This window comes from Falsiroseomonas tokyonensis (assembly GCF_019024325.1).
GTDB classification, from domain to species: domain Bacteria; phylum Pseudomonadota; class Alphaproteobacteria; order Acetobacterales; family Acetobacteraceae; genus Falsiroseomonas; species Falsiroseomonas tokyonensis.
In genome coordinates, this window is record NZ_JAFNJS010000003.1 from 124582 (window position 1) to 139734 (window position 15153).

18 protein-coding genes are annotated in these 15153 nt (G+C 72.6%); 11 read left to right on the forward strand and 7 right to left on the reverse strand.

Going from position 1 to position 15153, the window contains the following annotated elements; all coding sequences use genetic code 11:
* Positions 1-23 precede the first annotated feature (23 nt).
* The gene (locus J3S20_RS11105; RefSeq protein ID WP_216836550.1) at positions 24-689 is read right to left on the reverse strand and encodes a GntR family transcriptional regulator; all 666 of its coding nucleotides are present in this window, start codon (positions 687-689) and stop codon (positions 24-26) included.
* Positions 686-1417 carry a GntR family transcriptional regulator gene (locus J3S20_RS11110; protein ID WP_246602695.1) on the reverse strand — a complete coding sequence of 244 codons (732 nt, stop codon included), beginning with the start codon at positions 1415-1417 and terminating at the stop codon, positions 686-688. The genes J3S20_RS11105 and J3S20_RS11110 overlap by 4 nt, the downstream gene beginning before the upstream one ends.
* A 159-nt stretch (positions 1418-1576) precedes the next feature.
* Here J3S20_RS11110 and dctP point away from each other — a divergent pair, with 159 nt between their 5' ends.
* From dctP to J3S20_RS11155, 9 genes are all read left to right on the forward strand, one after another.
* Entirely contained in the window at positions 1577-2566 is a 990-nt protein-coding gene (dctP, locus tag J3S20_RS11115) for a TRAP transporter substrate-binding protein DctP (RefSeq protein ID WP_216836551.1), read from the forward strand.
* Between the two features lie 4 nt (positions 2567-2570).
* On the forward strand, positions 2571-3050 hold the full coding sequence (locus J3S20_RS11120; RefSeq protein ID WP_216836552.1) for a TRAP transporter small permease: 480 nt from the start codon (positions 2571-2573) through the stop codon (positions 3048-3050).
* Entirely contained in the window at positions 3047-4339 is a 1293-nt protein-coding gene (locus J3S20_RS11125) for a TRAP transporter large permease (RefSeq protein ID WP_216836553.1), read from the forward strand. Before J3S20_RS11120 ends, J3S20_RS11125 begins: the two co-directional genes overlap by 4 nt.
* 27 nt (positions 4340-4366) lie before the next feature.
* Complete coding sequence (locus J3S20_RS11130; protein WP_216836554.1) at positions 4367-4807, forward strand: type II 3-dehydroquinate dehydratase; 441 nt, start codon at positions 4367-4369, stop codon at positions 4805-4807.
* 65 nt (positions 4808-4872) lie between these two features.
* Positions 4873-5091 (forward strand): hypothetical protein, encoded by a 219-nt coding sequence (locus tag J3S20_RS11135; protein ID WP_216836555.1) that lies wholly within the window; start codon positions 4873-4875, stop codon positions 5089-5091.
* 4 nt (positions 5092-5095) lie between these two features.
* Positions 5096-5245: a hypothetical protein gene (locus J3S20_RS11140; protein WP_216836556.1), complete on the forward strand. Its 150-nt coding sequence runs from the start codon at positions 5096-5098 to the stop codon at positions 5243-5245.
* The gene (locus J3S20_RS11145; RefSeq protein WP_216836557.1) at positions 5242-7053 is read left to right on the forward strand and encodes a Rieske (2Fe-2S) protein; all 1812 of its coding nucleotides are present in this window, start codon (positions 5242-5244) and stop codon (positions 7051-7053) included. Before J3S20_RS11140 ends, J3S20_RS11145 begins: the two co-directional genes overlap by 4 nt.
* The gene (locus J3S20_RS11150; protein ID WP_216836558.1) at positions 7050-7253 is read left to right on the forward strand and encodes a hypothetical protein; all 204 of its coding nucleotides are present in this window, start codon (positions 7050-7052) and stop codon (positions 7251-7253) included. Before J3S20_RS11145 ends, J3S20_RS11150 begins: the two co-directional genes overlap by 4 nt.
* Positions 7246-7956 (forward strand): SDR family NAD(P)-dependent oxidoreductase, encoded by a 711-nt coding sequence (locus J3S20_RS11155; RefSeq protein WP_216836559.1) that lies wholly within the window; start codon positions 7246-7248, stop codon positions 7954-7956. Before J3S20_RS11150 ends, J3S20_RS11155 begins: the two co-directional genes overlap by 8 nt.
* A 16-nt stretch (positions 7957-7972) precedes the next feature.
* Here J3S20_RS11155 and J3S20_RS11160 read toward each other — a convergent pair whose 3' ends face one another.
* The gene (locus J3S20_RS11160) at positions 7973-8887 is read right to left on the reverse strand and encodes a LysR family transcriptional regulator (RefSeq protein WP_216836560.1); all 915 of its coding nucleotides are present in this window, start codon (positions 8885-8887) and stop codon (positions 7973-7975) included.
* Between the two features lie 123 nt (positions 8888-9010).
* Between J3S20_RS11160 and J3S20_RS11165 the strand changes: the two genes are divergently transcribed.
* Together J3S20_RS11165 and J3S20_RS11170 are read left to right on the forward strand one after the other, a co-directional pair.
* The gene (locus tag J3S20_RS11165) at positions 9011-9778 is read left to right on the forward strand and encodes an enoyl-CoA hydratase/isomerase family protein (protein ID WP_216836561.1); all 768 of its coding nucleotides are present in this window, start codon (positions 9011-9013) and stop codon (positions 9776-9778) included.
* A gap of 28 nt (positions 9779-9806) precedes the next feature.
* A complete protein-coding gene (locus tag J3S20_RS11170; protein ID WP_216836562.1) occupies positions 9807-10628 on the forward strand; it encodes an SDR family NAD(P)-dependent oxidoreductase in 822 nt (273 codons plus the stop codon).
* Between the two features lie 10 nt (positions 10629-10638).
* Here J3S20_RS11170 and J3S20_RS11175 read toward each other — a convergent pair whose 3' ends face one another.
* The 4 genes from J3S20_RS11175 to mutL form a co-directional block, all read right to left on the reverse strand.
* On the reverse strand, positions 10639-11640 hold the full coding sequence (locus J3S20_RS11175) for an NAD-dependent epimerase/dehydratase family protein (RefSeq protein ID WP_216836563.1): 1002 nt from the start codon (positions 11638-11640) through the stop codon (positions 10639-10641).
* Positions 11637-12608 carry a Bug family tripartite tricarboxylate transporter substrate binding protein gene (locus J3S20_RS11180; RefSeq protein ID WP_216836564.1) on the reverse strand — a complete coding sequence of 324 codons (972 nt, stop codon included), beginning with the start codon at positions 12606-12608 and terminating at the stop codon, positions 11637-11639. The genes J3S20_RS11175 and J3S20_RS11180 overlap by 4 nt, the downstream gene beginning before the upstream one ends.
* Before the next feature lie 95 nt (positions 12609-12703).
* Positions 12704-13162, reverse strand: coding sequence for a BLUF domain-containing protein (locus tag J3S20_RS11185; protein ID WP_216836565.1), 459 nt, complete (start codon positions 13160-13162; stop codon positions 12704-12706).
* A 39-nt stretch (positions 13163-13201) separates the two neighbouring features.
* Positions 13202-15010, reverse strand: a complete 1809-nt coding sequence (gene mutL, locus J3S20_RS11190; protein WP_216836566.1) for a DNA mismatch repair endonuclease MutL — start codon at positions 15008-15010, stop codon at positions 13202-13204.
* Positions 15011-15153 lie beyond the last annotated feature (143 nt).

The window sequence follows — 15153 nt, forward strand, 5'->3', positions numbered from 1 at the left end:
GCAGCGCCGCCCGTAACCCAGAGTCAGGGGCCGCCTTGCGCCAGCGCGTGGTCGACCCCGCCCAAAATATGCCGCGCCAGCACCTGCCGCGCCGTGACGGCATCCCGCCGCAGCGCGCAGTCGCAGAGCGCCGCGTGTTCCTGCACCGCGATCTCGCCGCGGAAGCCGAGCGCGCGGTTCTGGTAGCGCTGGTAGCGATCGAAGACGGCGGCGTGTGTCGCCATCAGCGTGCGCGACCCGCAGGCGGAGATCAGCGTCTGGTGGAACTGCGAATCGAAGCGCCGCCAGGGGTCCAGCGCCGTCGCATCCCCCGCGCCCAGCCGTTCCTCCATCTGCGCCAGCTTGTGGTTGGCGGCGACGACATGCGCCTCCCACTCCACATCGCCGGCGCGGAAGGCCTGTTCCAGCGCATGGCCCTCCAGCAGCAGGCGCAGATTGGCCAGTTCGCGCAGCTCCGCCGCCGAGAAGGGCGCCACCTCAAAGCCGCGCTGGCCCTCGGCCAGCACCAGCCGCTCCGCCACCAGGCGGTTCAGCGTCTCCCGCAGCGTGCCGATGCCGGCGCCATAGGCGTCGCGCAGCGCATCCAGCTTCAGCTTCTGGCCGGGGGCCAGGACATTGCGCAGGATATCGGCGCGAATCTGCCGATAGGCGCGCTCGCCAGCGGTCTCGGCCTCGGTGATGCCGGTCATCGCGCCATCGCCCGCCGTGGCTCGGCGGTCCGGCGCGGGGTGAAGGGCAGCAGCGCGCCGGTGCGCGCCACATGCTCGACGCAACTCGCCACATGCGCCTCCAGCACCCGGCAGGCGCGGTCGGCGTCGCGGCGGAGTGCGCAATCCAGTAGCGCCGCATGCTGCTCCGCCGCCACCGCGCCGCGGAAGACCACGGCCACCATCTGGTAGCGCAGGTAGCGGTCATAGGCGGCGCCATAGGTCTCCAGCAGCACGGCGGAGCCGCAGGCCTCGATCAGCGCCTGGTGGAATTCCAGGTCGTAGCGCTTCCACACTACCGGGTCTGCCGCCTGGCCCGCCAGCAGGCGCCGCTCCAGCACCGCCAGCTTGTGATGCGCACCGACCACGCGCCCCTCCCAGTCCAGGTCGCCGGCGGCGAAGGAATCGCGGATGGCGTGGCGTTCCAGCAGCAGGCGCAGGTCGGCGATTTCGGCGAAATCCTCGGCGGAAACCGGCGCCACGCGGAAGCCGCGCTGGCCCTCGGCCACCACCAGCTCCTCCGAGGCCAGGCGGGTCAGCGCCTCCCGCAGCGTGCTGACGCCGGCGCCATAGGCCAGGCGCAGCTCCTCCAGCCCCAGCTTGCGGCCGGGGGCGAGGCGCCCGGCGATGACGTCCGCGCGCAGGCGGCGATAGGCCACCTCGCCCGGCGTATCCACGGCCGCCGGAGCGCGCGTCGGGCCGGCGATCATGCTGCAACCTCGCTCATGCGGCGGAGTATCGGCGCCGGCGGGGTGTCTCGCAACACATGACGTTCGCCCAAATATCCAAGGTTCTGCAATTTCACCCTTGATGCCGCCGATCCGCCGACATAGCGTTCCGATTAACAGAATCCCGGGAAGGAAACACGCATGTCATCGCCCCTCGGCCGCCGTGCCCTGCTGGCCAGTGCCGCCCTCCTCAGCGCCGCGCCCGTGGCGGGCGCCCGCGCCCAGTCGCGCCGCCGGCTTCGCTTCACCGCCGTCTTCTCTGACCAGGACATCCGCGCCGACGCGATGCGCGGCTTCCAGCGCGACCTGGCTGCGGACTTCGACGTGGAGCTTCACCTGAACGCCACCCTGTTCCGCCAGGGCACGGAGCTGGTGGCGATCCAGCGCGGCAATGTCGAGATGGCCAATCTGTCGCCGCAGGACCTGTCGCGGCAGATCCCGGCCTGGTCCGTGATGGCCTCGGCCTATCTGTTCCGCGACGCCGACCACATGCGCAAGGTCTTCGCCGGCCCGATTGGCGCCGAGTTCAACCGCATGGCGCGCGAGCAGCTGAACGTGCATATCCTGGGCCCGCTGTATTTCGGCACCCGGCACGTGAACCTGCGGCCGCGTACCCGCATCTCGACGCCCGCCGACATGCGCGGGCTGAAGCTGCGCATGCCGCCGGGCGAGACCTGGCAGTTCCTGGGCGAGGCGCTGGGCGCGAACCCGACGCCGGTGGCCTTCGCCGAGCTCTATACCGCGCTGCAATCCGGCACCGTGGACGGGCAGGACAACCCGCTGCCCACCAGCCGTACCATGCGCTTCCATGAGGTCACCACGCAGTTCGTGCTGACCAGCCATCTGGTGGCCTACGACCTGCTGTCCGTCTCTTCCCGCGTCTGGGATGCGCTGACGCCGGCGCAGCGCCAGGCGGTGCAGGCCGCGGCGGACAAGGCGATCGAGGAAAGCACCCGCCGCCACCTGGCGCAGGAGGAGGAGATGATGGCCTTCTTCCGCAGCCAGGGCCTGGAGGTCTATGCGCCGAACCAGGACGCCTTCCGCGCCGAGGCGCAGCGCCGCTACCTGGCCTCCGCCCAGTCGCAGAGCTGGCCGGCCGGAATCCTCGACCGCGTCGCCGCGGTGCGCTGACGCGATGAGCCTTGCGTGCCGCCTGTTCGGCTGGGCCAGGCGGCGCGCCGAGAACCTGCTCTCGCTGCTGCTGGTCGTGATGTTCGTCGCCTTCCTGCTGCAGATCGTCACGCGCTACGTGCTGAACGCGCCGCTGAGCTGGACGGCGGAGCTTTCGACGCTGGCTTGGCTTTGGGGCGTGCTCTGGGGTGCGGCGCTGGTGCTGCGGGACGAGGAGGAGATCCGCTTCGACGTCGTCTATGGCGCGCTCGGCGATGGCGCCCGGCGCGTCTGCGATGCCGTCACCGGCCTGGCGGTGGTCGCCGTCTTCGGTTGGTCGCTGCCGGCGATGTTCGACTACGTCACCTTCATGAAGGTCGAGCGCAGCGCCTATCTCGGCATCCGCTTCGACATCCTCTACTCCGTCTGGCTGGTCTTCGCCGTGGCGATGATCGTGCGCCACGCCGCCATCGCCTGGCGCGCCGTGGTGGGGCGGCGGGCATGACGCCTTTCACCCTATCGATCCTAGCGCTACTCGGCCTGTCGCTGATGGGCCTGCCGCTCGGCCTCACCATGATCGTGGCCGCCATCATCTATCTCGGCGCCGCCGGGCAGGACATGTCGATCGCGGCGGAGCAGGTGCTGAACGGGCTGAACGGCAGCTATGTGCTGCTCGCCGTGCCGCTGTTCATCTTCTCCGCCGGGCTGATGAATGCGGGCAGCCTGACGGACCGGCTGCTGCGCTTCTGCAACCTGCTGGTCGGCCGCATGCGCGGCGGGCTCGGCCATGTGAACATCGTCCAGAGCGTGATCTTCGCCGGCATGTCCGGCTCCGCCATCGCCGATGCCGCGGGCAGCGGCAAGGTGCAGATCGAGATGATGGCCCGCGGCGGCGCCTATCCGGCGAGCTATGCGGCGGCGCTGACGGCGGTGACGGCGGTGATCGGGCCGATCATCCCGCCCTCCATCCCCATGGTGCTCTACGCGCTCGTGGCCGATGCCTCGATCGGCTACCTCTTCCTCGCTGGGGTGATCCCGGGCCTGCTGATGGCTTCGGCGCAGATGGGCATCAACAGCTGGATGGCGCATCGCCACGACTTCCCGATCGCGGAGCGCGTGCCGCTGCGCGAGGTGCCGCGCCTGACGCTGGAGGCGCTGCCGGCGCTGCTGATGCCGGTGATCCTGCTGGGCGGAATCTATGGCGGCGTGATGACGCCGACCGAGGCCGCCGCGGTGGCCGCGGCCTATGCCTTCCTCATCGCCGCGCTGTTCTACCGCAGCCTGACGCTGCGCCAGACCTATTCCGCCGTGGTGGACAGCGCACGCTCGACCGCCGCCATCGGCATGCTGATCGCCGGCGCGCTGGCCTTCAACTACGTCATCACCAGCGAGAACGTGCCGAATGCGGTGCGCGACCTGCTGGCGGGGTGGAACCTGTCGCGCCTCGAATTCCTGCTGGTGGTGAACCTGATCCTGCTGGTGCTGGGCTGCCTGATGGAGGGCAGCACCATCCTTCTGGTGGTGGTGCCGGTGCTGGTGCCGACGGCGCAGGCGCTGGGCGTGGACATGGTTCATTTCGGCATCGTCGTCGTGGTGAACATCATGATCGGGCTGGTCACGCCACCCTATGGCCTGCTGCTGTTCATCGTGGCCAAGCTCTCCGGCGCGCCGATTTCCGCCGTGGTGCGCCACACGCTGCCCTTCCTGGCCGCCATGCTCGCCGCGCTGATGCTGATGACCTTCGTGCCGGAGATCGTGCTCTGGCTGCCCCGCCGCTTCGGCTACCAGGGCTGACCGGCACCCCCAGGAGGAAACAAGGCCTTGCCCAGGACCATCCACGTGCTGAACGGCCCCAACCTGAACCGCCTGGGCAAGCGGGAGCCGGAAATCTACGGCCGCACCACGCTGGCCGAGGTGGAGGCGCTGTGCCGCGCCGCCGCCGGCGCGGACAGCCTGGTGTTCCGTCAGACCAATTACGAAGGCCAGCTGGTGGACTGGATCCATGAGGCGACGGATGCCGAGGCGGCCGGCATCGTCATCAACCCCGCGGGCCTGACCTTCACCTCCATCCCCGTGCTCGACGCGCTGAAGATGTTCAAGGGCCCGATCGTCGAGCTGCATATCTCGAACATCCATCGGCGGGAGGCGATCTACCACCGCAGCCTGGTCTCCACCGTGGCCACGGCGGTGATCGCGGGCCTTGGCGCCGCCGGCTATGCCACCGCGGTGCAGGCGCTGCAGGGGCTGCTGGACGCCGCGTAACCGCGCCACGCCGCGCGGCGAAACCACGGATGCCGGGCACTCCGCCCGGATCGTGGAGACGCTGCATGCCGATCTGGATCGCGGAAGCCGTGCTCGCGGCCGGCATGGGCTATGCGCTGGCCGGGCTGGCCGTGGCCATCGCCTTCCTGGCCTTCGGCATCGAGCGGGTCGATCCCGCGGCGCGCGGCGCCTATGGCATGCGCCCGCTGCTCCTGCCGGGCCTGGCGCTGCTCTGGCCGTTGGTAATCTGGCGCTGGGCGCGCCTGGCCGCTGGCCGGGGCTGAGCGGATGCAGCTGCGGCACCGTCGCGCCCATCGGGCGGCCTGGATCTTCCTGACACTGCTGCTGCCGCTGCTGCTGGCGGCCGCCTTTGCGCTGCGCGGCGGGCCGGAGGTGGAGGCACCACGCCGCCTGGCCCCGCCGGGCGCGGCAGGATGAGCGCGCGCCACCGCCCGGTCTCCTGGACGCCGGCGAAGCGGCTGTACGACGCGGCGCTGCTGCTCGGCATCCTCGGCTATCTGCTGGCCTTCCTGCATCTGGCGCCGCGCTTCTCGGGCCAGGAACTGGACGGGCAGAGCCTGGCGATGCGGGCCTATGGCAGCTGCGCCTTCCTGCTGCTTTCTGCGGCGCTGGCGATCGGGCCGCTGGCACGGCTGGCGCCGGCCGCGCTGCCGCTGCTGTATAACCGCCGGCACCTCGGCGTGCTGACCTTCCTGGTGGCGCTGGCGCATGCGCTGGAAGTGCTCGGCTGGTACTTCGCCTATAGCCCCGTGCCGCCGCTGGTCGCGCTGCTGTCCAGCGAACCGGCGCCGGGCCTGGCCTTGGGCCTGCCCTTCCTGCCGCCGGGCATCCTGGCGCTGCTGATCCTCTTTGCCCTGGCCGCCACCAGCCACGACTTCTTCCTGTCCTTCCTGACGCCCGCCGCCTGGAAGGCGCTGCACATGGCGATCTACCCCGCCTATGCGCTGGTGGTGGCGCATATCGCTTTCGGCGCCCTGCAGGATGCATCGAGCCCAGGCCTCACCGCCCTGCTGCTGGCCTGCGCAGCGCTGGTGGCGGGGCTGCACCTGGCGGCGGCGCTGCGCCAGCGCGGGGTGGAGCGGGCCCAGCGCGCCCTCGGCGCCGCGCCCTGGCTGCGGGTCGGTCCCGCCGATGCGGTGCCGGAGGGCGCGGGCCTGGTGGTGCATCCGCCGGAAGGCGAGGCGGTGGCGATCTTCCGGCACCAGGGCCGGCTTTCCGCCGTGACCAATCTCTGCGCGCACCAGAACGGCCCGCTGGGGGAGGGGCGCGTCGTCGATGGCTGCATCACCTGCCCCTGGCACGGCTTCCAGTACCGGCTGGAGGATGGCTGCGCGCCGCCGCCCTACACGGAGAAGCTGGCGACCTACCGGCTGGCGCTGGAGGGTGCGACGCTGCTGCTCGACCCGCGGCCGAACCCGCCCGGCACGCGGGTGGAGCCGCTGGCCCTGCCAGGGCCGGTGGCGACCGCCGCCGAGGCCGGCGGCTTCTTCATCGGCTGGTCCGGCACCCTGCCGCCCGCGCTGCGCCGGCTGGCGGGCGGCGCCCTGGCCGCCACCCTGCTCGGCCTGCCCGGGCTTGGCCTGCTGATGGGGCTTGCCGCCGGCGATCCGGCGGGGCCGGCCTTCGCCACCGTGCCGGGCAGCCCGCCGCGGCTCGATCTGCCGGAACCCGCCGCGCTGCGCGGCCTGGTGATCGACGGCCCCTATCCGCTGCTGCACCTGCCCGCCAGCGGGCCGGCAGGCCGCGGCCGCACGCTCCTGCTGGCCAGCGAGGGCAAGCTCGGCGCGTCGGAGGAGGTCCGCGCCCTGCATGGCCGGCTGGTGGCGGCCGAGGGCGCGGTGCTGCGCCGCGGAGATATCGAGATGCTGGTGCTGGGTGCGCCGTTGGTCCCGCTGGAGGACACCGCGCCACTGCCGCCGGCCGAGCCGCTCGGCCGCTGGCGCATCCAGGGCGAGATCTGCGATGGCAAATGCGCGGCCGGCGGCATGCGGCCGGGCACAGGCATCGCGCATCGCGCCTGTGCCACGCTCTGCCTGGACGGCGCCCTGCCTGCGGTTTTCGTGGCGACGCGGCCGGTGGCGGGCCACGCCTTCCTGCTGCTGGGCGATGCGGCGGGCGGCCCGGCGCTGCCCGCCTTTCGCCACCTGGTCGGCCATCGCGTGACGCTCGAGGGGGAGGTGACCCGGCTGGGCGACCTGCTGGTCTTCCGGGCGGAGCGGCCATGAGGGCGGCCGCCATCACCCTGGCCCTGCTGGCCCTCGTCTGGCCGGCCTGGCTGGCGACCGGCTGGCTGGCCGATCGCCTGGCGCCGGAGGGCACCGTGCTGCTGCTGCGGGCGGCGCTGCTGCTGTTGCTGCTGGATCAGGTCGGCGGCCTGGTCGAGCGCCGGGAGGACCGCCGGCAGGGAGGCGAAGGGCATGGCTGAGTTGGAGGGTCCCGTCCTGGTGACGGGGGCGGCGGGCAATCTGGGCCGCGCCGTGGCGGCGGCGCTGGCCGCGCGCGGCGCGGCGGTGGTGGCGCTGGACCGCGTGGCGGCGCCGCTGAAGGCGATGCTGGCCGCACTGCCCGGGCCGGGCCGCCACATGGCGCTGGCGGAGGTGGACCTGGCCGAGCCCGAGGCCTGCGCCCAGGCCGTGGCGGCCGTGCTGGCGCGTCACGGACGGTTGGCGGGCGTGGTGCATACGGTGGGCGGCTTCGCCATGGCCCCGATCGCGGAGACGCCGCCCGCGATGTTCGAGGCGATGTTCCGCCTGAACCTGCTGACCACCGCCAATCTCTTCGGCGCCACCGTCGCCGCCATGCGCCCGGCCGGGCGCGGCAGCCTGGTGGCGATCGGCGCCGTGGCCGGGCTGCGGGCGCCGGCCGGCATGGCCGCCTATGCGGCCTCCAAGGCCGGGGTGCTGCGGCTGGTCGAGGCCTATGCGGAGGAACTGAAGCCCACAGGGCTGCGCGTGAATGCGCTGCTGCCCGGCACGCTCGACACGCCGCAGAACCGCGCCGCCATGCCCGAGGCCGATCCCGCCGGCTGGGTCGCGCCGGCGCAGGTGGCCGAGGCCGCCTGCTTCCTGGTCTCGGGCGCCGCCTCCGGCATCACCGGGGCGCTGCTGCCGGTGACGGGGCGCGGCTGAGGCGGGCGGGCCGGCGTCAGCCCTGCCCGCCCAGCCGCGCATCGGCGGCAAATTCCTCCGCCAGGAAGTCGATCATCGCCCGCACCTTGGGCGCCAGGTAGCGGCGGGTGGGGAAGACTGCCTGGATCGGCAGCGGCGGCGCCTCCCAGTCCGGCAGCAGCCGGGTCAGGCGGCCGGTCTCGAATTCGCCATCGACGAAGTGCCAGACCGGCACCATGCCGATGCCCAGGCCCTGCAGCGTCGCCGCGCGCACCGCCTCCGTGCTGTCCAGGCGCAGCCGACCGCCGACCGTGACGCTGGTCGGCCCCTCCGGCCCCTGGAAAGGCCAGGCGGCGCCGGTGGCGAGGCCGGCATAGACGAGGCACTGGTGCCGGCGCAGATCCTCCGGCACCGCCGGCATGCCATGCCGCGCCAGGTAGTCGGGGGTGGCGGCGACCACGCGGCGCGACTGGCCGATGCGGCGGGCGACCAGGCCCGGATCCTCCAGCACGCCGACGCGCAGCGCCAGGTCGATGCCCTGTTCCACCAGGTCGATGAAGCCATCGCCCAGCACCAGGTCCAAGGCGAGGTCGGGGTGGCGCTCCAGGAAACGCGGCAGGCGCGGCAGGACATGCAGCCGGCCCATGACGCTGGAGGCGGCGAGCCGCAACGTGCCGGTGGCGCGCCCCTTGCGCCGGCCGACAGAGCCCTCGGCCTCCGCCACCGCCTCCAGCGCCCGGCGGGCGGTTTCGTAGAAGGCGCGGCCATCCTCGGTCAGCGTCAGGCGGCGCGTCGTGCGCTGGATCAGCAGGCAGCCGAGATGCGCCTCCAGCGCCGCCACCTGGCGGGAGATGGTGGGCTGGGTGGTGCCTTCCTGCCGCGCCACCGCGCTGAAGGACCCGGCCTCCACCACCCGGACAAAGCTGCGGAACAGGGGAAGCGGATCGCTCATTGATGCAGTTTATGTATGGATAAGGTTCCAACAAGCCATGTTCCGCGCAATCGGCGCATGAAGGAAGGTCCGGGTCACGCAGAAGCCGGCGCTGCCGCCGCGACCTGCCAAGGAGAGACCTCGATGACCACCCCCGCCTATTTCACCCGCTTCCCCAGCATCCGCTTCGACCGCGACGCGGAGGGGATCCTCACCATGGCGCTGCACAAGGATGGCGGCCCGCTGACCTTCGGCGCGGCCGAGCACGAGGCCTTCGTCGATGCCTTCTACGAGGTGGCCCGCGACCGCGCGAACAGCGTGGTGATCCTGACCGGCGCCGGCGGCGACTTCATCCCGGCGATCGACTTCGCCTCCTTCGGCGATGTCTCCGACCCGGATGTCTGGTCCAAGGTGCATGACGAGGGCACGCAGATCCTGGAGAACATCGCCAATATCCGCGTGCCGATGATCTTCGCCCTGGAAGGCCGGGCGCATGTGCATGCGGAATACGGGCTGCTGGCGAACCTGATCGTCGCGGGCGCCGGCGCCAGCTTCGACGACCTGCCGCATTTCGCCGGCGGCATCGTGCCGGGCGATGGCGTCCATACGCTCTGGTCGCATCTGGTGGGCCCCGGCCGGGCGCAGGCCATGCTGCTCGACCCGAAGCCGCTCTCGGCGCAGGCCGCGCAGGCGCTGGGCGTGGTGGCGGAGGTGGTGCCGGATGGCACGGCCCTGGCGCGGGCGAAGCAGATCGCGCGGTCCTGGCTGACCCGGCCCGCGGTGACCCGGCGCAATACGCGCATCCATTTCATCCAGCCGATCAAGGAAAGGCTGGTGCGTGAGGTCGGCTACGGCCTGGCGCTGGAAGGCGCCTCCGCCGCCGCGCTGGTGAAGAGCTTCCGCGCCGCCTGAACCATCGCAGCAGTCGAGGAACATCCCCATGAACATTCAGGGCAGACGCATCCTCATTACCGGCGGCTCCAGCGGCATCGGCCGGGAGATGGCGCGGCAGCTGGCGCTGAAGGGCGCGCAGCTGGTGCTGACCGGGCGCAACCCGGCAAGGCTTTCGGCCGCCGTTGCCGAGCTGCGCGCCGCGACGGGCGCCGTGATCCACGGCATCCCGGGCGATATCGCGGAGGCGGCGGTGCGGGACGCGCTGCCGGCCCAGGCGGTGGCGCTGCTCGGCGGGATCGAGGTGCTGGTGAACAATGCCGGCGGCGTCCGCGCCGGGCGGCTGGAGGAGACCGCGGAGGCCGAGCTGCGGGCGATGATCGAGGTGGACCTGCTCGCGCCGATCCTGCTGACCCGCGCCGCACTGCCGGAGCTGCGCCGCGGCGCGGCGGCATATGGCGGCGCCATGGTGGTGAACATCGCCTCCGGCCTCGCGCAGCTGGGCCTGCCCTTCTACGCCGGCTATGCCGCCGCCAAGGCCGGGCTCGCCCGCTTCGGCGAGGCGATGCGGCGCGAGCTGAAGGGGGAGGGGGTGCATGTCATGACCGTCTATCCCGGCGCCACCGACACGCCGATGATGGCCAGCTCCCGCGCCGATGCCAGCATGGGCTTCGTCCTGCAGCCGGTGGAGGAGGTGGTCGGCGCCATCATCGAAGGCATCGAGGCCGAGGCCTTCGAGGTGGTGCGCGGCGGCGCGGCGCGGCAGGCGCTGCTGGCGCAGAATCGCGAGGACCCCGCCGCCGTGGATGCCCGCTTCCTCGCGCTGAAGCCGCAGCTGCAGGCAGCCGTGCGGGACCATTCGGCGCTATAGGCAACCGCCTTCAGCCGGCGCCGTCGCGCCAGGCGAGCAGGCGGCGCAGGCCCTCCCGCATATCCACCTGCGGTTCCCAGCCGATGGCCTCCTTTGCCGCCGCGTGGACGATGGCGAAGGCGCCGCCCGACGTCAGGCGCACCTTGTTCGGATCGGGCGGCACCAGCTCCGGCGCCAGATCGGGGCGGCCGGCGAGTTCCGCCACCAGCCGCACCAGCTCCAGCGTGGCCACCGGGGCGGGGCCGGAGGCATTGAGGGCGATATCCGTCGCCGGCGCCTCCAGCGCCATGCAATTGGCGCGCGCCAGGTCGCCGACATAGACGAAATGCTTGGTCTCGCTGCCGTCGCCGATCACCTTCGGCCGCTCGCCACGCTTGATGGCATCGTGTGTTTCGACAATGTAGAGCGCATTGGCGGCGCGGTAGTGCTGGCGCTCGCCATAGACGGTGGAATAGCGCAGCACGACATAGTCCAGCCCATGCCGGCGATGCGCGTCGCGGCAGAGCTGCTCGCCCATGATCTTGCTGGCGCCATAGAGAATGGCGGCGGGCGGCGCGCCGGCGGCGTGGAAGGGCGTCGTCTCCACCAGATCGCCCTTCACGCCGGGACCATAGCCATAGACGGCGTTGGAGGAGGCGAAGACCAGCTTCCGCACGCGATTGGCGCGGCAGGCCTCCAGCACGTTCTGCAGGCCGCGGATATTCACGTCGATGCCGCCCCAGGGGTCGCGGTCGAAGTTCAGCGTCATGAAGGCGGCCAGGTGAACGATGCCGTCCAGCCCCTCCGTCGCCGGCAGAAGCTGGTGCAGCTTCAGCACATCGCCGGCCAGGATGCGGACGCGCGGATCGTCCTTCAGATGCGCGATATTGGCTTCCCCATCGAAGGAGAGGTTGTCGTAGATCACGACCTGCGCGGCGCCGCGCGCGAGCAGCGCCTCCACCGTGGCGGAGCCGACCAGGCTGGCGCCGCCTACCACCATGATGCGGCTGCCCTGCAGCGCAATTGCGCTCATTCGGCGCGGATGCCGGCTTCGGCGATCAGCTTCTCCCACTTCGCCGTCTCTTCCGCCACGAAGCGGGCGGCGGCCGCGCGGTTGCGCTCCGCGGCGGCCGGCACCTCGACGCCGAGCTCCACCAGCCGGGCTTGCAGCGCGGCATCGCCCAGCGCGGCGGTGATGGCGGCGGAGATCGCGGCCAGTATGGGTTCCGGCGTGCCGGCCGGCGCCAGCACCGCGTTCCAGGTGGTGGCGGCAAAGCCGGGCACCGTCTCCGCCACCGTCGGCAGGTCCGGCAGGGCGGAGGAGCGGCGCGGGCCGGTGGTGGCGATGCCGCGCAGCGCGCCGCCGCGCACCAGCGCCGCGCCGGTGGCGACGCTGTCCATCACCAGCGCGATGCGCCCGGCCATCAGGTCCACCACCGCCGGCGCGGTGCCGCGATAGGGGATGTGCTCGGCCTGCACGCCGGTCATGCTCTTCAGCAGCTCCACCCCGAGATGTGAGGATCCGCCGGCGCCGCTGCTGCCATAGGCGCGCGGCGCGGCGCGCAGGAAGTCCAGCAGCCCTGGCATGTCCCGCACGGGGCTCGAGGGCGGCACCATGATGACCTGCGGCACCACGCCCACCAGCGCCACCGGCGCGAAGTCGGCGGCCGGGTCGAAGCTCAGCCGCTGGCCGTGCAGCGCGCGATGCACCGCATGCACCACGGTGGTGAAGAGCAGGGTGGTGCCATCCTTCGGCGCCCGCGCCACCGCTTCCGTGCCGATCAGCGCGCCGCCGCCGGCGCGGTTTTCCACCACCACGCGCTGCGGCAGGTCGGCGGACAGACGCTCCGCCAGCAGGCGGGCGACGGTATCGGTGGGGCCGCCGGCGGCATAGGGCACGACCAGTCGCACCGGCCGGTCGGGCCAGCCTTGCGCCAAGCCGGAATTGGCCAGGAAGGGCAGGGCCAGCGCGCCCAGCAGGGCGCGACGCTGCATCATCATGGTTTCCTCTCCCCCTGACGGTCGCTGGCATGGCGCCGCCTTCGGCGCCGATCCTGCCGGCATTGGCCGCAGGGCGCCAGCCGGAGGGGAGGGCGTCAGGCGATGCCGGAGGCCACCTCGCCGGCCACGCGGCGGAACACGGCGCGGGCCTCGCCGGAGGTCGCCTGCAGGATGGCCCCCGCCCGCACCGCATCGCGGTTCCACATCCAGCTGCGCGCCGGGTCGTCCATCATGTCCCAGTCGGGAAACAGCCGGGCCGGCGCTTCGCCGGACCAGATCAGCGAAACCTCCATGTGCCGGTCATCGCGCAGGATGCGGCCGAAGGTGGCGGTGACCTTCTCGCGCGGGCCCTCCAGCAGCTGCAGGAACAGGTCGGCGCGGCAGATCAGCGCGCCGGTCAGCCCGTCCCGCCGGTTGTTGCGGCGCGCCGCCAGCAGGATGTCGTCCAGCATGTCGCCCGAGAAGCCGAAGGGGCGGGAGGCATAGATCAGCTGCATCAGCGGGCCGGCGGCGGAGGCAGGGCCAGCGACAGGGGCGTGGAGCAGGGTGGGCATGGGCGCGTCTCCCGATCATTGCGCGCATCATGCACAGCTTCAGCGGCGGCCGAACAGCTTCTCCAGCTCCGCGCGACCGAAACGCAGCACGGTGGGGCGGCCGTGGGAACAGGTGGCGGCGCGCGGCGTCGCCTCCATCTGGCGCAGCAGCGCCGCCATCTCGGCGCCGGCCAGGCGGCGCCCGGCGCGGATCGAGCCGTGGCAGGCCAGCCGCGCCACCGCCGCATCCAGCCGCGCCTCCAGCGCCAAGGCCTCGTCCATCTCGGCCAGTTCCTCGGCCAGGTCGCGCAGCAGCGGCGCCGGGTCGGGCGCGCCGAGCAGCGCCGGCATGGCGCGCACCAGCAGCGCGCCGGGGCCGCCGAAACCCTCGATCTCCAGGCCGAGGCGGGCAAGTTCCGCGCTGCGGTCCAGCAGGCGCGCGGCATCCGCGGCCGGCAGTTCCACCACGGCAGGCAGCAGCAGCGGCTGGGCGCGCACCCCGCCCTCCACCAGCTGGGCGCGCAGCGCCTCATGCGTCAGCCGTTCGTGGGCGGCGTGCTGGTCCACCAGCACCAGGGACCCGTCCGGCGCCTCCGCCAGCACATAGGTGTCGAGGATCTGGCCGAGTGGCCGGCCGAGCGGGCCCTCCTGGCCGAAATCGGGCAGGGGCGCCGGCGGCGGGGCGGGGGCGAAGCCGAGGGGGAGGGAGGGCGCGCGCGGGCGCTGCGGCAGCGGGCCGGCGGGCGGCTGCCAGCCGGGGAAGTGGCCGGCGGGCGGGCGGGAGTCATAGCCGGGCGCCACCGCCTCGGCGAAGCCGGCGGGATGCCATTGGGGTTGCCAGTCCTGCACGGCCACGGCCTCCGGCGCCGCGCCGGCCGCGCCCACGGCCAGCGCCCGGCCGAGCGCCGAGATCAGTAACCCGCGCACCGCGGCGGGGTCGCGAAAGCGCAGCTCCGTCTTCATCGGGTGGACGTTCACATCCACCGCCTCGGGCGGCACTTCCAGGAACAGCGCCGCCACGGGGAAGCGCTTGGCCGGCACCATGTCCCGATAGGCGACGCGCAGCGCCGTGCGCAGCAGCGGGTCGCGCACCGGGCGGCGGTTCACCACCAGGTGCTGCGCGGCGCCCGTGGCCATGTGATGCGTCGGCAGGCCGGCCAGGCCGGTCAGCGCCAGCCCCTGGCGCTCCGCCTCCACCGGCACGGCGGCGGCGGCGAAATCGGTGCCGAGCAGCGCGGCGATGCGGCCATTGCGGTCGGTGGGCGGCAGGTTCAGGGCGAGGCGGCCCTCCACCTCAACCCGGAAGGCCACTTCGGGCCAGGCCATGGCGAGCCGGCGCACAGCCTCCACCGCCTGCTCGGCCTCGTGCCGCGGGCTGCGCAGGAAGGCGCGGCGGGCCGGGGTGGCGAAGAACAGGTCGCGCACCTCGACCCGCGTGCCGGGCGGCCCGGCCGCCGGGCCCACGGCCGACTTGCGGCCGCCCTCGACCTGGATGGCATGCGCCGCGCCATCCGCGAGGCGGGAGGTGAGGGTGAGGCGGGAGACGGCGCCGATCGAGGGCAGCGCCTCCCCCCGGAAGCCCAGGGTGGCGATGCGGAACAGCATCGCCTCCTCCGCCAGCTTGGAAGTTGCATGGCGTTCGAGGGCCATGGCGAGGTCGGCCTCGCCCATGCCATGGCCGTCATCCTCCACCAGGATGCGGCCAATCCCGCCGTCCTCGAGCGAGACCAGGATGCGCCGGGCGCCGGCATCCAGGGCATTTTCCACCAGCTCCTTCACCGCGGCCGCCGGGCGCTCCACCACCTCGCCGGCCGCGATGCGGTTGGCGGTGGTCTCGGGCAGCAGGCGAATCCGGGGCGCGGGAGCCATGGCGCAAGGTGTGCGTCCGCGTGCCGCGCTGTGCAAGCGCCGAGCCGCCGCCGAGGTTGCGGAAGTGAGGCGAAACCGAGGCGGAATGGGGCGAAAAAAGGGCGAACTTCGCCGGAGGTGACCCGTTCCCCCGGGCAGCGCCG

Coding starts and splice junctions, on each gene's coding strand:
- J3S20_RS11170 (WP_216836562.1), top strand. CDS start 9,807: ATGAACATTCAGGGCAGACGCATCCTCATTACCGGCGGCTCCAGCGGC.
- J3S20_RS11185 (WP_216836565.1), bottom strand. CDS start 13,162: ATGCCCACCCTGCTCCACGCCCCTGTCGCTGGCCCTGCCTCCGCCGCC.
- J3S20_RS11160 (WP_216836560.1), bottom strand. CDS start 8,887: ATGAGCGATCCGCTTCCCCTGTTCCGCAGCTTTGTCCGGGTGGTGGAG.
- J3S20_RS11155 (WP_216836559.1), top strand. CDS start 7,246: ATGGCTGAGTTGGAGGGTCCCGTCCTGGTGACGGGGGCGGCGGGCAAT.
- dctP (WP_216836551.1), top strand. CDS start 1,577: ATGTCATCGCCCCTCGGCCGCCGTGCCCTGCTGGCCAGTGCCGCCCTC.
- J3S20_RS11150 (WP_216836558.1), top strand. CDS start 7,050: ATGAGGGCGGCCGCCATCACCCTGGCCCTGCTGGCCCTCGTCTGGCCG.
- J3S20_RS11165 (WP_216836561.1), top strand. CDS start 9,011: ATGACCACCCCCGCCTATTTCACCCGCTTCCCCAGCATCCGCTTCGAC.
- J3S20_RS11105 (WP_216836550.1), bottom strand. CDS start 689: ATGACCGGCATCACCGAGGCCGAGACCGCTGGCGAGCGCGCCTATCGG.
- mutL (WP_216836566.1), bottom strand. CDS start 15,010: ATGGCTCCCGCGCCCCGGATTCGCCTGCTGCCCGAGACCACCGCCAAC.
- J3S20_RS11180 (WP_216836564.1), bottom strand. CDS start 12,608: ATGATGATGCAGCGTCGCGCCCTGCTGGGCGCGCTGGCCCTGCCCTTC.
- J3S20_RS11145 (WP_216836557.1), top strand. CDS start 5,242: ATGAGCGCGCGCCACCGCCCGGTCTCCTGGACGCCGGCGAAGCGGCTG.
- J3S20_RS11140 (WP_216836556.1), top strand. CDS start 5,096: ATGCAGCTGCGGCACCGTCGCGCCCATCGGGCGGCCTGGATCTTCCTG.
- J3S20_RS11175 (WP_216836563.1), bottom strand. CDS start 11,640: ATGAGCGCAATTGCGCTGCAGGGCAGCCGCATCATGGTGGTAGGCGGC.
- J3S20_RS11135 (WP_216836555.1), top strand. CDS start 4,873: ATGCCGATCTGGATCGCGGAAGCCGTGCTCGCGGCCGGCATGGGCTAT.
- J3S20_RS11110 (WP_246602695.1), bottom strand. CDS start 1,417: ATGATCGCCGGCCCGACGCGCGCTCCGGCGGCCGTGGATACGCCGGGC.
- J3S20_RS11125 (WP_216836553.1), top strand. CDS start 3,047: ATGACGCCTTTCACCCTATCGATCCTAGCGCTACTCGGCCTGTCGCTG.
- J3S20_RS11120 (WP_216836552.1), top strand. CDS start 2,571: ATGAGCCTTGCGTGCCGCCTGTTCGGCTGGGCCAGGCGGCGCGCCGAG.